Source organism: Kribbella sp. NPDC004138 (assembly GCF_053603655.1).
Genome location: NZ_JBSGFZ010000023.1, coordinates 133055 through 147047 on the forward strand (window position 1 = coordinate 133055; position 13993 = coordinate 147047).

Annotated in this window: 10 protein-coding genes; 6 read left to right on the forward strand and 4 right to left on the reverse strand. The window is 69.5% G+C overall.

Going from position 1 to position 13993, the window contains the following annotated elements; genetic code table 11:
* Nucleotides 1-22 precede the first annotated feature (22 nt).
* From ACWEOO_RS29845 to ACWEOO_RS29860, 4 genes are all read left to right on the forward strand, one after another.
* Nucleotides 23-3565 (forward strand): UvrD-helicase domain-containing protein, encoded by a 3543-nt coding sequence (locus tag ACWEOO_RS29845; protein WP_452145859.1) that lies wholly within the window; start codon nt 23-25, stop codon nt 3563-3565.
* Between the two features lie 1025 nt (nt 3566-4590).
* Nucleotides 4591-4938 carry an ArsR/SmtB family transcription factor gene (locus tag ACWEOO_RS29850; RefSeq protein ID WP_359922414.1) on the forward strand — a complete coding sequence of 116 codons (348 nt, stop codon included), beginning with the start codon at nt 4591-4593 and terminating at the stop codon, nt 4936-4938.
* Nucleotides 4935-5681, forward strand: a complete 747-nt coding sequence (locus ACWEOO_RS29855) for an SRPBCC domain-containing protein (RefSeq protein ID WP_452145860.1) — start codon at nt 4935-4937, stop codon at nt 5679-5681. Before ACWEOO_RS29850 ends, ACWEOO_RS29855 begins: the two co-directional genes overlap by 4 nt.
* An 11-nt stretch (nt 5682-5692) precedes the next feature.
* Nucleotides 5693-6301: a dihydrofolate reductase family protein gene (locus ACWEOO_RS29860; protein WP_452145861.1), complete on the forward strand. Its 609-nt coding sequence runs from the start codon at nt 5693-5695 to the stop codon at nt 6299-6301.
* Between the two features lie 207 nt (nt 6302-6508).
* Here the strand turns inward: ACWEOO_RS29860 and ACWEOO_RS29865 are convergent, their stop codons facing one another.
* Nucleotides 6509-7078 carry a LysE family transporter gene (locus ACWEOO_RS29865; protein WP_452145862.1) on the reverse strand — a complete coding sequence of 190 codons (570 nt, stop codon included), beginning with the start codon at nt 7076-7078 and terminating at the stop codon, nt 6509-6511.
* Between the two features lie 381 nt (nt 7079-7459).
* Nucleotides 7460-7681 (reverse strand): DUF6531 domain-containing protein, encoded by a 222-nt coding sequence (locus ACWEOO_RS29870; RefSeq protein WP_452145863.1) that lies wholly within the window; start codon nt 7679-7681, stop codon nt 7460-7462.
* Between the two features lie 410 nt (nt 7682-8091).
* Between ACWEOO_RS29870 and ACWEOO_RS29875 the strand changes: the two genes are divergently transcribed.
* Complete coding sequence (locus ACWEOO_RS29875; RefSeq protein ID WP_452145864.1) at nt 8092-8718, forward strand: DUF6308 family protein; 627 nt, start codon at nt 8092-8094, stop codon at nt 8716-8718.
* Nucleotide 8719: 1 nt separating this feature from the next.
* On the opposite strand, the gene ACWEOO_RS29880 is transcribed toward ACWEOO_RS29875, so the two are convergent.
* Both ACWEOO_RS29880 and ACWEOO_RS29885 read right to left on the reverse strand, forming a co-directional pair.
* On the reverse strand, nt 8720-10228 hold the full coding sequence (locus ACWEOO_RS29880) for an LLM class flavin-dependent oxidoreductase (protein WP_452145865.1): 1509 nt from the start codon (nt 10226-10228) through the stop codon (nt 8720-8722).
* Between the two features lie 71 nt (nt 10229-10299).
* Complete coding sequence (locus ACWEOO_RS29885; RefSeq protein WP_452145866.1) at nt 10300-13326, reverse strand: BTAD domain-containing putative transcriptional regulator; 3027 nt, start codon at nt 13324-13326, stop codon at nt 10300-10302.
* A 93-nt stretch (nt 13327-13419) separates the two neighbouring features.
* Here ACWEOO_RS29885 and ACWEOO_RS29890 point away from each other — a divergent pair, with 93 nt between their 5' ends.
* Nucleotides 13420-13983, forward strand: coding sequence for an NADPH-dependent FMN reductase (locus ACWEOO_RS29890; RefSeq protein WP_452145867.1), 564 nt, complete (start codon nt 13420-13422; stop codon nt 13981-13983).
* Nucleotides 13984-13993 lie beyond the last annotated feature (10 nt).

The following is a 13993-nucleotide window of genomic DNA, read 5'->3' on the forward strand; positions in this document are numbered from 1 at the left end:
CGCTCCGGCCAGGAGGCTGCCGATGACCGAGCAGTTGCTCGACGGGGCGGCCCGCGACCGGATCCGGTCCGACACCGACACCACGCTGTTCGTGGAGGCGGGTGCCGGGTCCGGGAAGACGCACGCGCTGGTCGACCGGGTCGCCACGCTGGTGCTGCGCGACGGCGTACCGCTGCGGACCGTCGCCGCTGTGACCTTCACCGAGAAGGCCGGGGCGGAGCTGCGGGACCGGCTGCGGGTCGAGTTCGAGCGGGCGCGCAAGGGCTCGGCCGGCCGGCTCGCCGATGCGGCGCTCGACGATCTGGACTCCGCGTCGATCGGGACGCTGCACGCGTTCGCGCAGCAGATCCTGCTCGCGCATCCGATCGAGGCCGGGCTGCCGCCGCTCATCGACGTCCTCGACGAGGTCGGCTCGTCGGTCGCCTTCGAGGAACGCTGGGCCGAACTGCAGCAGCAACTTCTCGACGACGACTCGATCGCCGAGCCGCTGCTGCTCGCGATGGCCGTCGGCGTCGAGCTGAAGCATCTCCGGTCGCTCGCCCGCCTGTTCGGCAACGACTGGGACCTGATCGCGGACCGGGTCCTGGTCGACCCGCCCGAGCTGGTCGCGATGCCCGACCTCGGCGGCCTGGTCGCCGCGGCCGCGCAGATCGGCGTCGCGGCCGACTCCTGCCTCGACGCCGACGACCGGCTGCTGCCGAAGGTCCAGCAGATCCGGGAGCTCGGCCTGATGCTCGACGCCGCGTCCGACCAGGAGACGCAGCTCGCGCTGCTGCAGACGTTCCGCGGCCTCAAGGTGGGCCGGATCGGCCGGAAGGAGAACTGGCCGGACATCACGAAGGTCCGCGCGGACTGCACCGAGGTCGTCGAGGTCGCCGGTTCCCTCGTCGAGCTGCTCCTTGATGCTTGCCTTCGGCACCTTTCGCACTGGATCGCGGAGCGGGTGCTGGAGTCGGCGGAGCTGCGGCGGGCCGAGGGCCGGCTGGAGTTCCACGACCTGCTGGTGCTCGCGCGTGACCTGCTCCGCCGCGACGCGGACGTGCGTGCTGCTCTGCAGGAGCGGTTCGAGCGGTTGCTGCTGGACGAGTTCCAGGACACCGACCCGATCCAGATCGAGCTCGCGGTCCGGATCGCCGGCGGCGCGGAGGCCGACGCGCCGGACTGGCAGGACGTCGAGGTCCCCGAGGGGCGGCTGTTCGTGGTCGGCGACCCGAAACAGTCGATCTACCGGTTCCGGCGCGCCAACATCGCGACGTACCTCACCGCCCAGGAGTTGCTCGGCGAGACCGTCGCCCTCACCACGAACTTCCGCACGGTGCCGGCGATCCTGCAGTGGATCAACACCGTGTTCGGCACACTGATCCAGCCGCAGGAGTCGGCGCAGCCGTCGTACCAATCCCTCTCCCCCCACCGCACCAACCCGACCACCGCCACTTCGGTTGCCGGCTCGTCCTCATCCGCGGACCCCGCCGCTGCCGGCCCCGGCTCGCCGTCATCCGCGGGTAACGCACGCCCGTCGCGCCTGGGCAGCCGACCCGACCACGACGCGCCCGCCCCGCCGTCACCTGACCCGGTCCAGGGCGACCAGCTCTCGATCTTCGACGAGCCCACGCTGTTCGACGAGCCCTCTCCCGACGAGGTGGCTGACCTCGCCGCGGTCCTCCCGTTCCGCCGCCGCGACGACGCCGTCGACGTACCGGTCGAGGAAGCACCCGAGGATCCAGCGGCAGGCCCGGCCGTCACGATCCTCGGCGCCGTACCGCACGACGACCTTCCCCGCGCGCAAGCCTCCGTCCTGCGCGAACGCGAGGCCACCGACGTCGCCTCCGTCATCGAAGAGGCCCTCCGCGACGGCTGGCTGGTGTACGACGAGCGCACGGACACCTGGCGCCCCGCGGAAGCCGGCGACATCGCGGTCCTCGTCCCGGCCCGCACCTCGCTCCCGTTCCTGGAGGACGCGCTCGACCGCGCCGACATCCCGTACCGCGCGGAAGCCAGCTCGCTCGTCTACCAGACCGCCGAGGTCCGCGACCTGCTCGCCTGCGCCCGCGCGCTCGGCGACCCGAGTGACCAGCTCGCGCTCGTCACGACGCTCCGCTCGCCGCTGTTCGGCTGCGGCGACGACGACCTGTACACCTGGAAACGCGACGGCGGCCGATTCATCCTCACCGCCCCGGTCCCCGACCAGCTCCTCACCCACCCGGTCGCCGAGGCGATGGAGTGGCTCCGCCGGACGTACTACGCCGCCCGCTGGCTGACCCCCAGCGAGGTCCTCGCGAAGATCGTCGCCGACCGCCGGATGCTCGAAGTCGCCGCGATCGGCCCGCGCGCCCGCGACGCCTGGCGCCGGATCCGGTTCGTCGTCGACCAGGCCCGCGCGTGGTCCGAGGTCGAGCACGGCGGCCTCCGCTCGTACCTCGCCTGGGCCGCCCACCAGGGCGAGGAGACGTCCCGCGTCGCCGAGGCGGTGCTGCCCGAGACCGACGCCGACGCCGTCCGGGTGATGACGATCCACGCCGCGAAGGGCCTCGAGTTCCCGATCGTCATCCTCTCCGGCATGACCGCGTCCCCGAACCGCCAGCGCGGGGTCCAGGTCCTCTGGCCGCTCACCGGCGGGTACGCCGTCAAGCTGAAATCCTCCGTCCAGACCGAGGACTTCGACCTCGTCCAGCCCGTCGACGAGCAGATGGACGACTACGAACGTCGCCGCCTCCTGTACGTCGCCGCGACGCGCGCCCGCGACCACCTGGTCGTCTCGCTGCACCGCTCCGGCAACCGCCGCCACACCAGCAACGCCGAGCTCCTCACCACCGCCGGCGGCGCCGACGCACCCCACGCCACCGTCTTCACCAGCCCGCCGGTCCCCGACCGCGAGCCCACCGCCAGCCCCGACGTCACCCCGCCCATCTCCCGCACCGATTGGGAAACCCGAGCCACCGCCGCCCAATCCGCCAGCCGCCGCCCTTCCGCCCGATCAGCCTCCGGCTTGGAGGGCACAGGCCCCGAGCTCACCCTCACGGATCCTGCTTCCGGCTCCGACCACGAACCCGTCGACCCCGGCACCGCGAAGGCAGCCCGCGACCTCGAACTCCCGCCCTGGTCCAAGGGCCGCTACGGCACCGCAATCGGCCGCGCCGTCCACGCCGTACTCCAGGTCGTCGACCTCTCCACCGGCGCCGGCCTCGAAGCCGCCGTGTCAACGCAATGCCTCGCCGAGGGCGTCCTCGAGTACGCGGACGTGGTCACCGCCCTCGTCCGCTCGGCCCTCGCGTCCGACGTCGTACAACGCGCCGCCGCCCGCGACCACTGGCGCGAGTCGTACGTAGGCACCGAGCAACCCGACGGCACCATCCTCGAAGGCTTCGTCGACCTCATCTACCGCGAAGACGACGGCCGCCTCACCATCGTCGACTACAAAACCGACGTCATCCCCGTCTCAGCGCTCGACGCGAGAGTCGCCTACTACGCCCCCCAACTCCAGGCCTACGCCCAAATCCTCCCCAACACCGCCCCGCCAGTACTCCTCTTCCTCAACCCAACCACCGCCGTAGAACGCCCCCTCTAACCTCCAACCACTCCCGAGCGACAGCAGCCCCCTCCCCCGGCTCCAAGCCGCACCGACCCGCCGCCTCACGCCGAGCCCACCCGCTACAAGCCGGCCGCCACAAGCCCGCCCGCGTCACGCCGGGTCGCGTCGCCCCCGCCCAGTTCACACCCACCCCCACCTCGCCACGCCGGATCGCGCCGACCCCGGCCGGTTCACACCGAGCCCCACCGCGTCACGCCGAGGCACGGCCGAGTCGCGTCGAGCCCCACCGCGTCACGCCGAGCCCCACCAAGCCCCACCGCACCACGCCGGATCGCGCCGACCCCGGCCGGTTCATGCCGGCCCCCACCCAAGGCCCACCTCGCCACGGCCGCGTCACGCCGACTCGCGCCGACTCGTGCCGAGTCGCGTGGAGCCCCACCGCGCCATGCCGACCCCCCACCAAGCCCCACCGCGCCACGCCAGGTCGCATCGAGCCGGGCCGGTCCATGCCGACCCCACCAAGCCCCACCGCGGCCACCACGACTCGCGTCGAGCCGCGCTGCGTCACGCCGGGTCGCATCGAGCCTGGCCGGTTCATGCCGACCCCACCAAGCCCCACGACGTCACGCCAACTCGCGTCGAGCCCCACTGCGTCACGCCGGGTCGCATCGAGCCTGGCCGGTTCACGCCGGCCCCACCAAGCCCCACCGCGTCACGCCGAGCCCGCCAAGCCCACCAAGCCCACCAAGCCCACCAAGCCCACCGGATCACGCCGAGCCGACGTCTCGGACCATCCGCGCGGCGCGCCTGGCACAGCCGCTAGGCACCGCAGCCGTCTCCGGCCACCTCCGCACGCCAAGCAGCCAGCCGAGCAACAGCTCAGGCCGCCGAACCATCCCGCTAGCCAACCCGCCGACGTGCGCTGCCTTGCTCGGCCAACGCGACCAATGCACGTGCTCGGCTCACGATCCGTCTCCAGGACCACACACCGTCCCAGCCCACCGCGGCCCGGCATCGGACACGCCCTTGACGCATGCCCATATGGGCATATGATGACGTTCATGGCACGAGCAGCCACGACGTCCGACGTCTTCAACGCGATCGCCGAGCCGCAGCGCCGGCAGATCCTGGTGCTGTTGCGGACAGGCGAACGCCCGGTGACCGAGCTGGCCCAAGAGCTAGGCATGACCCAGCCCGGCGCATCCAAGCACCTGCGGGTACTCAGGGAGGTCGGGCTGGTGCAGGACCGCAAAGCAGGCAAACAACGTCTGTACGGCCTCGACGCCCGCGGACTGCGGCCGGTCCACGAGTGGATCGGCGGTTTCGAGCAGTTCTGGAACGAGAGCTTCGACCGCCTGGACGCCTACGTACAGGACCTCAAGCACGCAAGGCAGGAGCACAACCAATGAGCGCGAAGGCCCAAGGTGCACCCGCGCACCCCGCGTCCGCACCGGGAGTGTCGGCGCACTCCGAGACCGGACCTGGCGCGTCGGCGCCACCCGAGACCAGACCTGGCGCGTCGGCGCAGTCCGAGACGGGGCCTGCGATATCAGCGCAGTCCCAGACGCAACCCGCCGTACCAGGGCAGCCCCAAACGAAACCAGGAGCATCGGCGCGAGCCGACACCGAATCTGCGGTACCCGCGCAGTCCGACACGGCACCAGGGGTATCGGCGCGGGCCACGACGGCGGACCGCGAGGTCGTCGTCTCCCGCATCATCGACGCTCCGCCGGCGCTGGTGTTCGAAGCGTTCACCGACATCCGGCACCTGTCGCAGTGGTGGGGTCCGGACGGGTTCACGACCACCACGCGGTCGTTCGAGTTCCACGTCGGCGGCGAGTGGGTCTTCGTACTGCACGGGCCGGACGGGACCGACTATCCCGAATGGATCTCCTGGACCGAGATCGTCCCACCCGAGCGGATCGCCTTGGTACACGGTGAGTTCCGCGCCGACCCGAACGCCTTCGAGTCGCTGATCACGTTCGAGCCCGACGGTACGGCGACCCGGATCGAGATGCACACGGTCTTCCCGACCAAGGAACTGCGCGACGAAGCAGTCGAGAAGTACCACGCGATCGAGGGCGGCCAACAGACCCTGGGCAACCTGGCTGCCTACATCACCGAACTCGTCCTGAAGGGAACAAACGACTGATGGCAAGCAAGGTGTACTTCGGCGTGTCGATGTCGCTCGACGGCTTCATCGCACCCGACTCCCCGAAGGACCTGATGGGGAAGCAATGGATGGAGCTGCAGCGATGGGTCTTCCCGCTGCGCTTCTTCCGGGAGAACCTGAAGCTCGGCAAGGGCGGTGAAGAAGGCCGCGACAACGACATCGCACGCGAGACGTTCGAGCGCACCGGCGCGAGCGTCATGGGCAAGCGGATGTTCGACGCCGGCGAACGAATGTGGCCGGAAGAGGCGCCGTTCCACACCCAGGTCTTCGTCGTAACCCACGAGAAGCGCGACCCCTGGGAACGCCCGGGAGGAACCACCTTCCACTTCATCAACGACGGCATCGAAGCAGCACTCGACCAGGCCCGCCAAGCCGCGGGCGACCGCGACGTCCGCATCGCCGGCGGCGCCGAAACAATCCTCCAGTACCTCAACGCCGGCCTGATCGACGAGTTCTCAATCGCCCTGTCCCCCGTACTGTTCGGCACCGGAATCCGCCTGTTCGAAGGCATCGACGCCAGCCGCGTTGCCCTCACACAGACCCATGCCGAGTCCTCCCCCAAGGTCACCCACCTGACCTACACCGTCCAGGACCGCTAGCCCCCAGAAACGGCGACCATCCAACGTCACAACAGCGGCGGACGCTGCATAGTTGTCTGGTGCAAGTTCCTCGCGTCTTCAACACCCGGAGTTGTCAGACAACGCGTCCGCGGTGGCAACAGTTCCCATGAACTGTTGCCACCGCGGACCAGCACAACGTGGGCTGCACCCAGCACGATTGCCACGCCGCGAACGATCGGCGCTCAGTCAAGCGACCAGGCGTATCGCGAGTACGACGATCAGCAGGCTCGACGCCAACGTGGTGACAAGCCGGCCGGTTGCCCCGGTCAACAACCGGCCTAGCAACGCGCCACCGCCCGCGAGTAGCAGCTGCCAGCTGGCTGACGCCGCGAACGCTGCCACGACGAACACGATCCGCTCGCCGACTCCCGTGACCCCGGACCCGCCCAGTACCAGCGCGGCGAAGTAGATCATCGTCCACGGGTTGAGCATCGTCATGCCGAGCATCCCGAAGTACGCCGTCCGCGCGCCGATCGGTGTCTTCTGCTGCAACGCAACGATCCGCCGCTCACGATAACGCCGTACCGCCTTGGCGGCCCCGAGCACGGCCAGTCCGATCAGCACGACAACCGATGCCCACCGCAACGGTCCGACGACCGGCACCAGCAGCGGAGCCAGCACAGTGCCGGCACCCGCGGCCACTGCCGCGTACACGCCATCAGCCGAAGCAACCCCGAGAGCCGCAAACGCCCCGATCCGCAAAGAGCTCCGCGCAGTCAACGCCACCAGATAGGTCCCGACAGGCCCGACCGGCATAGCAACCCCAAACCCGGCCAAGAGCCCCGCGACCACCACCCCGATCACAACGGACCGAAGCTCGACCCCCTACAACGACCGGCCTGCTGCTGAACCCGAGCCGCCAAGGCCACAGGTTCCACCAGCAACAGTCCAAAGGTCGTAGTAATCATGCGCTCATGATGAGGTGCTGCCCGGCCCTCCTCAACCCAATTACCGGTTGCCAAGACGGCCAGGAAGCCGGGCGGGGGCGACCGCGAGTCGAGGCCGACCGCCGCCCGTTCGTGACGGTCTGCACGCGCCCCGCGGCCCGGCTGACAACCACCCCCTGACCGTTGCGGTCCCGGATGGCCTGCAGCTCGCCACCGGCCGAGAACTGCATCCGCACCTGGTCGACACTCGTCAGCTCGTACGTCGGCCCCGACCGCGCCAGCGTGAAGCGCGCAGGCCCCGGCTCGACGACGAAGCCGGCACACCTTCCCGCGTGAACCCGATCTCCCGGCCGTCGGACGCCAAATACCGCGCGCCGCGAGACGACAACTCGAGCCGATCCGAGTACGACACCCGCCACCCGGCGCCGAGCGAGCCGGTGGACGGGTCGTTCGAGTTGTACGTCCGGGTCACCGTCAGCGGTACGCCGAGGGCGGCGACCGCCGTCGTTGGCGACCTCTGTGCCGGTGCTCAGAACCTCACCGTTCCCGGAGACGGTCAGGTCCGGGTGCAGGCAGGGATACTCGTCCGGTTGCGCCGCCTGCGCGGCCGGGGGGACGGGCACCAGCAGGAGGACCGCGAGGACGAGCAGAAGGAGCCGGTGCCGCATGGTTGCCTCCGCTCAGTCGTGGTGTTGTGACAGAGAGTTTACGGAGTTCAGCGTGCGGAGAGAGCGGATGATTACAGGTTGTGGAGAACGGGAAGTGACCCTGGCGTGCAGGTCGCCCAGGAGTCGCTACGATCTGCGGAAACAGACTGAGTAAACGTTCGAATGCTGTCCGCCCGCTGGCGGGTCTGCCACCACGAGTGTGAGGGTGTGGCTCATGAACATCGGTACCCGGAAGATCGTCGTCGACGAGGCGATCGCGCAGTTGCGGCTGTACGCCGAGACGAACGGCGCCGTGCTGCAGTACTACGACGGGCTGCCGGGGATGACCACCGTCGGCGGCTCCGACCCGAACCGGGTCACGCTCGACGACCTGGGCCGGATCATGGTGATCGGCGCGGACCTGCGCGCGATGGACATCCCGTGGCTGCTCGAGGTCGAGGCCGAGAAGGAGCTCGCGGCGATCCCGGTCGACGCACGCCTCGAGGACGCCGAGCCGGGCAGTGAGCTGTTCGACGCGGCGATGGCGCTCGACGACAAGTTCACCGGCCACCGCGGCTTCGGGCACGCGAAGAAGTCGAAGCTGCTGCACCTGAAGCGGCCGTACCTCTACCCGGTGACCGACAGCTTCATCCGGATGACGTACGGGTCGGCGTCGGCCGGCGCCGAGTTCCTGAAGGCGGTCCGCGAGGACCTGGTGAACCCGGCCAACGTCCGCGACTTCAAACTGCTGCAGGTCCGCCTGATCGCGGAGCCGGCGACCTCGGCCGCCCGCCTGCTCGGCGAGGTCCCGACGCTCCGGCTCCTCGACATCCTCGCCTCTCTCCTGGGAGAGGCGAAGTGACTCAGAGCACCCCGAGCCGGGCCAGCGGCTCGACCAGCTCACGCTCCTCGTAGGACAGGTGCGACAGCAGCGTGTCGTCCAGCAGGTCGACTGCGGCACGCAGACCGTCGATGTCGCCTGACCCGTCAACCAGTGCGACGAGTGCCTTGTCGACGCCTTCGAGGACGTCGTGGATGATCTTGTGCTCCTCCTGCAACCGGTCGACGACCGGCCCCAGCGCGGGGTCGGCCCGGCGGAGGTGCGGGAACAGCGAGGCGTCCTCCAGCGAGTGATGCGTCGTGACCAGCCGGCAGTACGACTCACAGTACGTCCCGAGCGTCCAGTTGTTCTGCCGCATCGTCATGGTGTTGATGTGCGAGCGCGCCGCACCGACCCCGAGCGTCCCGGCCGCGACCTGCTCGACCAGATCGCGGACCTGGTCGAGCTCCGCGCGCAGATGGTCGTGGACGTCGATCAGGTGCTGACCGGACTGCAGCTGGTACGGCGTGTAGGTCCGCGACGGGTCCGCCGCCGGACCGGTCGGTCGCGCGGACTCGTCCAGCAGCTGTACGGCACTACGCCGCACAGCGGGAGGTGGTGTCGGCACGACGCCGAAGCCACCGGCGGGAACAGGCGCCGTTGTCACCACGCCGCCCGACCGGGCGACCGAGACAGCCTCGCGCACACCAGCTGCCACCTCAGCGAAGCGCCGGATGTCGTCCGGGTCGTCCGAGGCGAGGATGTAGGTGCTGATGCCCTCCCCCAGCGTCAGCTCGGTGAGCTGGTCGATCCACAGCTCCTCAGGACCCTGCAGGAACCCCCCACGCCCACTGAACTGACCGGACACGTTGTACAGCCGTCGGACCGCCGAAGGATCCCGTCCCGCCTCTTCGGCAGCCTCGTCGATGATCTTGTTCATCGCGGCGAGCTGGTCCGGCCCGGCGTACCCGCTGCTCGGCAGCCAGCCGTCGGCGAGGCGTCCGGTCAGGGCGAGCATCCGCGGCTTGTAAGCACCCAGCCAGATCGACACGTCGTGGGCGGGCGCCGGGCCGCGCTTGGCACCGGCAACCGTGTAGTGCTTGCCGGCCAGCCGGATGCCGCCGCCGCCAGGAGTCCAGACCTCGCGCATGATCGCGATGGCTTCCTCCAGTGCGGTGATGCTCTGTCCGGTCGTCAGCCGCGGCCCACCGTTCGCCGCGACCGCGTCGAGGAACCCGCCCGCGCCCAGGCCGAGCTCGACCCGTCCGCCAGTGATCAGGTCCAGCGTCGCGACGCTGCGCGCCAGCACGACCGGGTGCCGGAGCGGCAGGTTGGCGACATTCGTGGACACCTTCACCCGCGAGGTCTGGGCCGCGACGACGGACAGCAGGGTCCAGGCGTCCATCAGCCGCGGCTGGTAGGGATGGTCCTGGAAGGTGACCAGGTCGAGCCCGACCTGTTCGGTCAGCTGGGCCAGCGCGATCACGCGGTCCGGGGTGTCGACCGCGGGGGTCAGGAACGTGCCGAAGACCAGCTCGTGGCCGTAATCCATGATTCACCTTTCGAAGTTCGCTCCGCGAGCAAAACTACTTCGCTAGGCAGATAATCTCAACTACAGAACATCTATTGCCGAACTAGCAGCGCGAAAGCCTGTGCTGGGTCGAGGGCCGCGCCCCGCTCGTACGCCGCTTGGTACCCATCGGCCCCGAGCGCCTCTGAGGCCGCCATAACCGCACGCTCGAGATCCGCAGCTTCCGCCGCAGCTGTCAGATAGTTCTCGGTCGCCCGCGTGGCGGCCGCGCTCCCAAGCAACGTGGCCGCGAGCACCTTGTCGGGGTGACAGGCCGCAATCCCCTCCAGCGCCCAGCACTGACCCCGCAACGAGTCGAACTGCTCCGCGACCCGGAACGCCTCCGCATGCAGCTCCAGTGCCTCTTCGGGCCGGCCTTGGAGCTCCCGGACGAACCCGAGCTCCGCCAGGACGATCGACAGATACAAGACAGATTCCGACTGTCGACGGGCGGCATCGATCAGCGCCTGCAACCGCGACGAGGCCTCGTCCAGGGCGCCGGTACGACGGGCGGCGAAGCCGAGCACCAACTCCGCGAGCGCCTGCGTCGCGCGCTGCCCCTGCTCCGTCGCCAGCCGAAGCCCACGCTCGCCGTACGTCCGGGCCGACTCGAAATGCCCGCGCCGGATCGCGGTCCATCCGAGCATGCCGGCCGCGCTGGCGACCTCGGGCCACAGTCCGATCTCCTCCGCGGCTTCCATGCCCTCGAGGTGCAGCCGTTCCGCCTCCTCGAAGTCCCCGACGAGCTCAGCGTGCGCCCCGAACCAGCCTGTCGCCTGCAGAACGCCCCACCGGTCCCCCAGCGAGCGGAACGTACTGATGCTCTGACACGCGTCGTCGTACAGAGCAGGCAGGTCCGCCCGTACATGCGCGTGCTTGGCCCGAGCAGCCAGCACGGCGGCTACGCCCCACTGGTTCCCGTCGGCCTCAAAGCTCTTCAGCGCCTGGTTGAGCAGCGACAAGCACGTGGACAGGTCGCCGGCATCGCTGGCGGCGTGAGCGATCCACCACTGCCCCATGGCGTCCGCGTCGTCCAGCCAGCGGTCCCGCTCGGCGGCGGCGTCAGGGTGCCCGAGCAGGTACATGAACCCCGCCCGCCACACGCCGGCCCGCGCCGAACCCGGCACAGCCTCGAGAGACCGCATGGCCTCCACATACCGACCACGCAGGAACCAGTACCAAGCCAGAGCGTCCACGAGCCGCTCCGCGAGGTCCAGCTGTCCTGTGGCCACGGCTCGATCCAGTGCGGTCCGGAAGTTCGCCGAGTCGTCGTCCAGCAGCTCTAGCCACCGGCCTTGCTCGTCACCGAACAAGCCGGGGCGGGCGGTCTCCCCAAGCGATACGTAGTACGCCAGGTGCCGCTGCCGTGACGACTCGAGCTCCCCCGTCACCGTCAGCTTGTCGACGCAGTACGCCGCCACCGACTCGAGCAGCCGGAACCGTTCCCCGTCAACTGGTACGACGAGCGACCGGTCGACCAGGCGCACGAGGACATCCAGTACGTCGTCCTCACCGCAGACCGCCGCCGCGGCATCCGCCGTACAGCCATCAGCATGTACGGCGAGGCGCCGCAGTACGGACTGCTCGTCCGGGTCGAGCAGCTCCCAGCTCCAGTCGATCATCGCGTGCAACGTCTGCTGCCTTGGTGCAGCACCACGGTGTCCTGTCGCCAGCAACCGGAAACGGTCGTCCAGCCGCGCTACGAGCCCGCGTACTCCCAGAGCGCGCACACGCGTCGCAGCGAGCTCCAGCGCCAGCGGGATCCCGTCCAGCCGCCGGCACAGTACGGCGACGTCCGCAACGGTCTCGTCCGTCAGCGCGAAGCCACGCGACGCCGCAGCCGCCCGCGTGACGAACAGCTGCGCCGCACTGCACTCGCCGACCTCATGCACACCTGCCGACAATGGAGGTACGGACAGCGGCGGCACACTCCACACCACCTCACCGGCCAGCCCCAGCGGCTCACGGCTCGTCGCGAGCACACGCAGGCCCGGCGCGGCGGCCAGCAAACGATCCGTCAGTGCGGCGACCTCGTCGACGATCTGCTCGCAGTTGTCGAGTACCAGCAACCGGGAGCCCATCACTGAGGCCAGTCGATCGACAACGGGCGAGTCTTCCGTGTCCCGAAGGTTCAGAGCGGCCTGCACGGCGTCCGTCAGCGAGTTGGTGACCGACAGCGCGTCGGGAGTCACGGCGGCCAGCTCGACCAGGACGACCCCGTCCGCGAACCTGTCCGTCACGCCGGCCGCAGCAGCCAGTGCCAGGCGAGTCTTGCCCACACCTCCCGGACCGGTCAGTGTCACCAGCCGTGATGTGCCCATTCGGGCACTGATGTCGGCCAGCGCATCGGAGCGGCCGATCAGCTCGGTCATCTGTGCAGGGAGGTTGTTCCGTGCGTGCGGCAGCTCTTGCGTGAGGATCGACTGCTGCAGCGCGACCAGCTCTGGGCCTGGGTCCAGCCCGAGGTCATCGAGCAGCAGTTGCCGCAGCTCGTCGAAGCTCTCCAGCGCCTCAGTCTGCCGACCGGCCCGGTACAGCGCCTTCATGTGCGCGGCCCGCAGACCCTCGCGCAGCGGATGCTCCTTGACCAAAGCGGCGAGGTCAGCAACCGGCAGATCCGCCCGCTCGAGTGCGGTGAGCCGCTGATCGGTCAGTCGCGCTACGGCTGTCTCGGCGAACGCATTGTCCGCGAAATCGGCGTACGCCGGGCCATGCCACAACGCCAGCGCCTCGTCGAGCGACCCGGCAGCCAGCAGCTCACCGAAGCGCAGCGCGTCACAGTTCGCGGCAGAAACCGCCAGTGAATACCCGGCCGGGCCGGACTGCACGAGCGAGCGGCTGCCAGGTTCAGCGTCCTCGAAGGCTCGCCGCAGCTGCGACACCTTCGCGGACAGCGTGCCTGACGGGTTCCCAGGGAGTTCAGAGCCCCACAGGTCGTCGATCAGCCGGTCCGAGGGCACCGGCCGGCCCTCGTGCACCAGCAGGTCAGCCAGCAGCGCACGCACCTTCAGCCCTTGGATGACCACAGGCGTCCCAGCGTCCGTCCAGGCCGTCACCGGTCCAAGCACCCCGAAGCGCATGACGGCACCTTATTCCGGTCCGCCGGAAACGACCGGAAAGAAACCGTAAACCGCTTCCGGCAAAGTCTGTTTCAGACGGAAGGAGGACGGCGGATGCGACTGGCAGTGATCATCGGCAGCACCCGGCCCGGCCGATTCGGGCCGACTGTGGCGAACTGGCTCGCGGAGCAGGCAGCCAAGCAGTTCGAGGTCGACCTGGTCGACCTGGCCACTGCGAATCTGCCCGCCGGACTCCCCGACGCCGACGAGGAAGCACCGCGGGAGGTCTCCGCGCTGGGCACCAGGCTGGCTGCCGCGGACGCGTTCGCCGTCGTCACCCCAGAGATCAACTGCAGCTTTCCGGCCACGCTGAAGACCGCACTGGACTGGTACTACGACGAGTGGCACGCCAAGCCGGTCGCAATCGTCAGCTACGGCCGGGAAAGCGGCGGCTGCTACGCCACCGCACAGCTGCGGCAGGTCTTCAGCGAACTCCAGGCCGTCACCATCCGCAACACCGTCGCACTCCCCTGCTACTGGGAGCAGTTCACCGCGGACGGCGGCTGGCCGCGGCCGTCCGCCGGCTACGAGGCATCCGCCAAACTCATGCTCGACCAGCTCGTCTGGTGGGCCGCAGCACTCCAGGACGCCCGCAAGCGGCGCCCGTACCGACACTGAGAGGAAAGAC

What these genes read in the sequence shown, in the direction of transcription:
- ACWEOO_RS29885 (WP_452145866.1), bottom strand. Translation starts at nt 13,326, where the DNA reads ATGCGCTTCGGGGTGCTTGGACCGGTGACGGCCTGGACGGACGCTGGG.
- ACWEOO_RS29865 (WP_452145862.1), bottom strand. Translation starts at nt 7,078, where the DNA reads ATGCCGGTCGGGCCTGTCGGGACCTATCTGGTGGCGTTGACTGCGCGG.
- ACWEOO_RS29855 (WP_452145860.1), top strand. Translation starts at nt 4,935, where the DNA reads ATGAGCGCGAAGGCCCAAGGTGCACCCGCGCACCCCGCGTCCGCACCG.
- ACWEOO_RS29845 (WP_452145859.1), top strand. Translation starts at nt 23, where the DNA reads ATGACCGAGCAGTTGCTCGACGGGGCGGCCCGCGACCGGATCCGGTCC.
- ACWEOO_RS29875 (WP_452145864.1), top strand. Translation starts at nt 8,092, where the DNA reads ATGAACATCGGTACCCGGAAGATCGTCGTCGACGAGGCGATCGCGCAG.
- ACWEOO_RS29880 (WP_452145865.1), bottom strand. Translation starts at nt 10,228, where the DNA reads ATGGATTACGGCCACGAGCTGGTCTTCGGCACGTTCCTGACCCCCGCG.
- ACWEOO_RS29850 (WP_359922414.1), top strand. Translation starts at nt 4,591, where the DNA reads ATGGCACGAGCAGCCACGACGTCCGACGTCTTCAACGCGATCGCCGAG.
- ACWEOO_RS29890 (WP_452145867.1), top strand. Translation starts at nt 13,420, where the DNA reads ATGCGACTGGCAGTGATCATCGGCAGCACCCGGCCCGGCCGATTCGGG.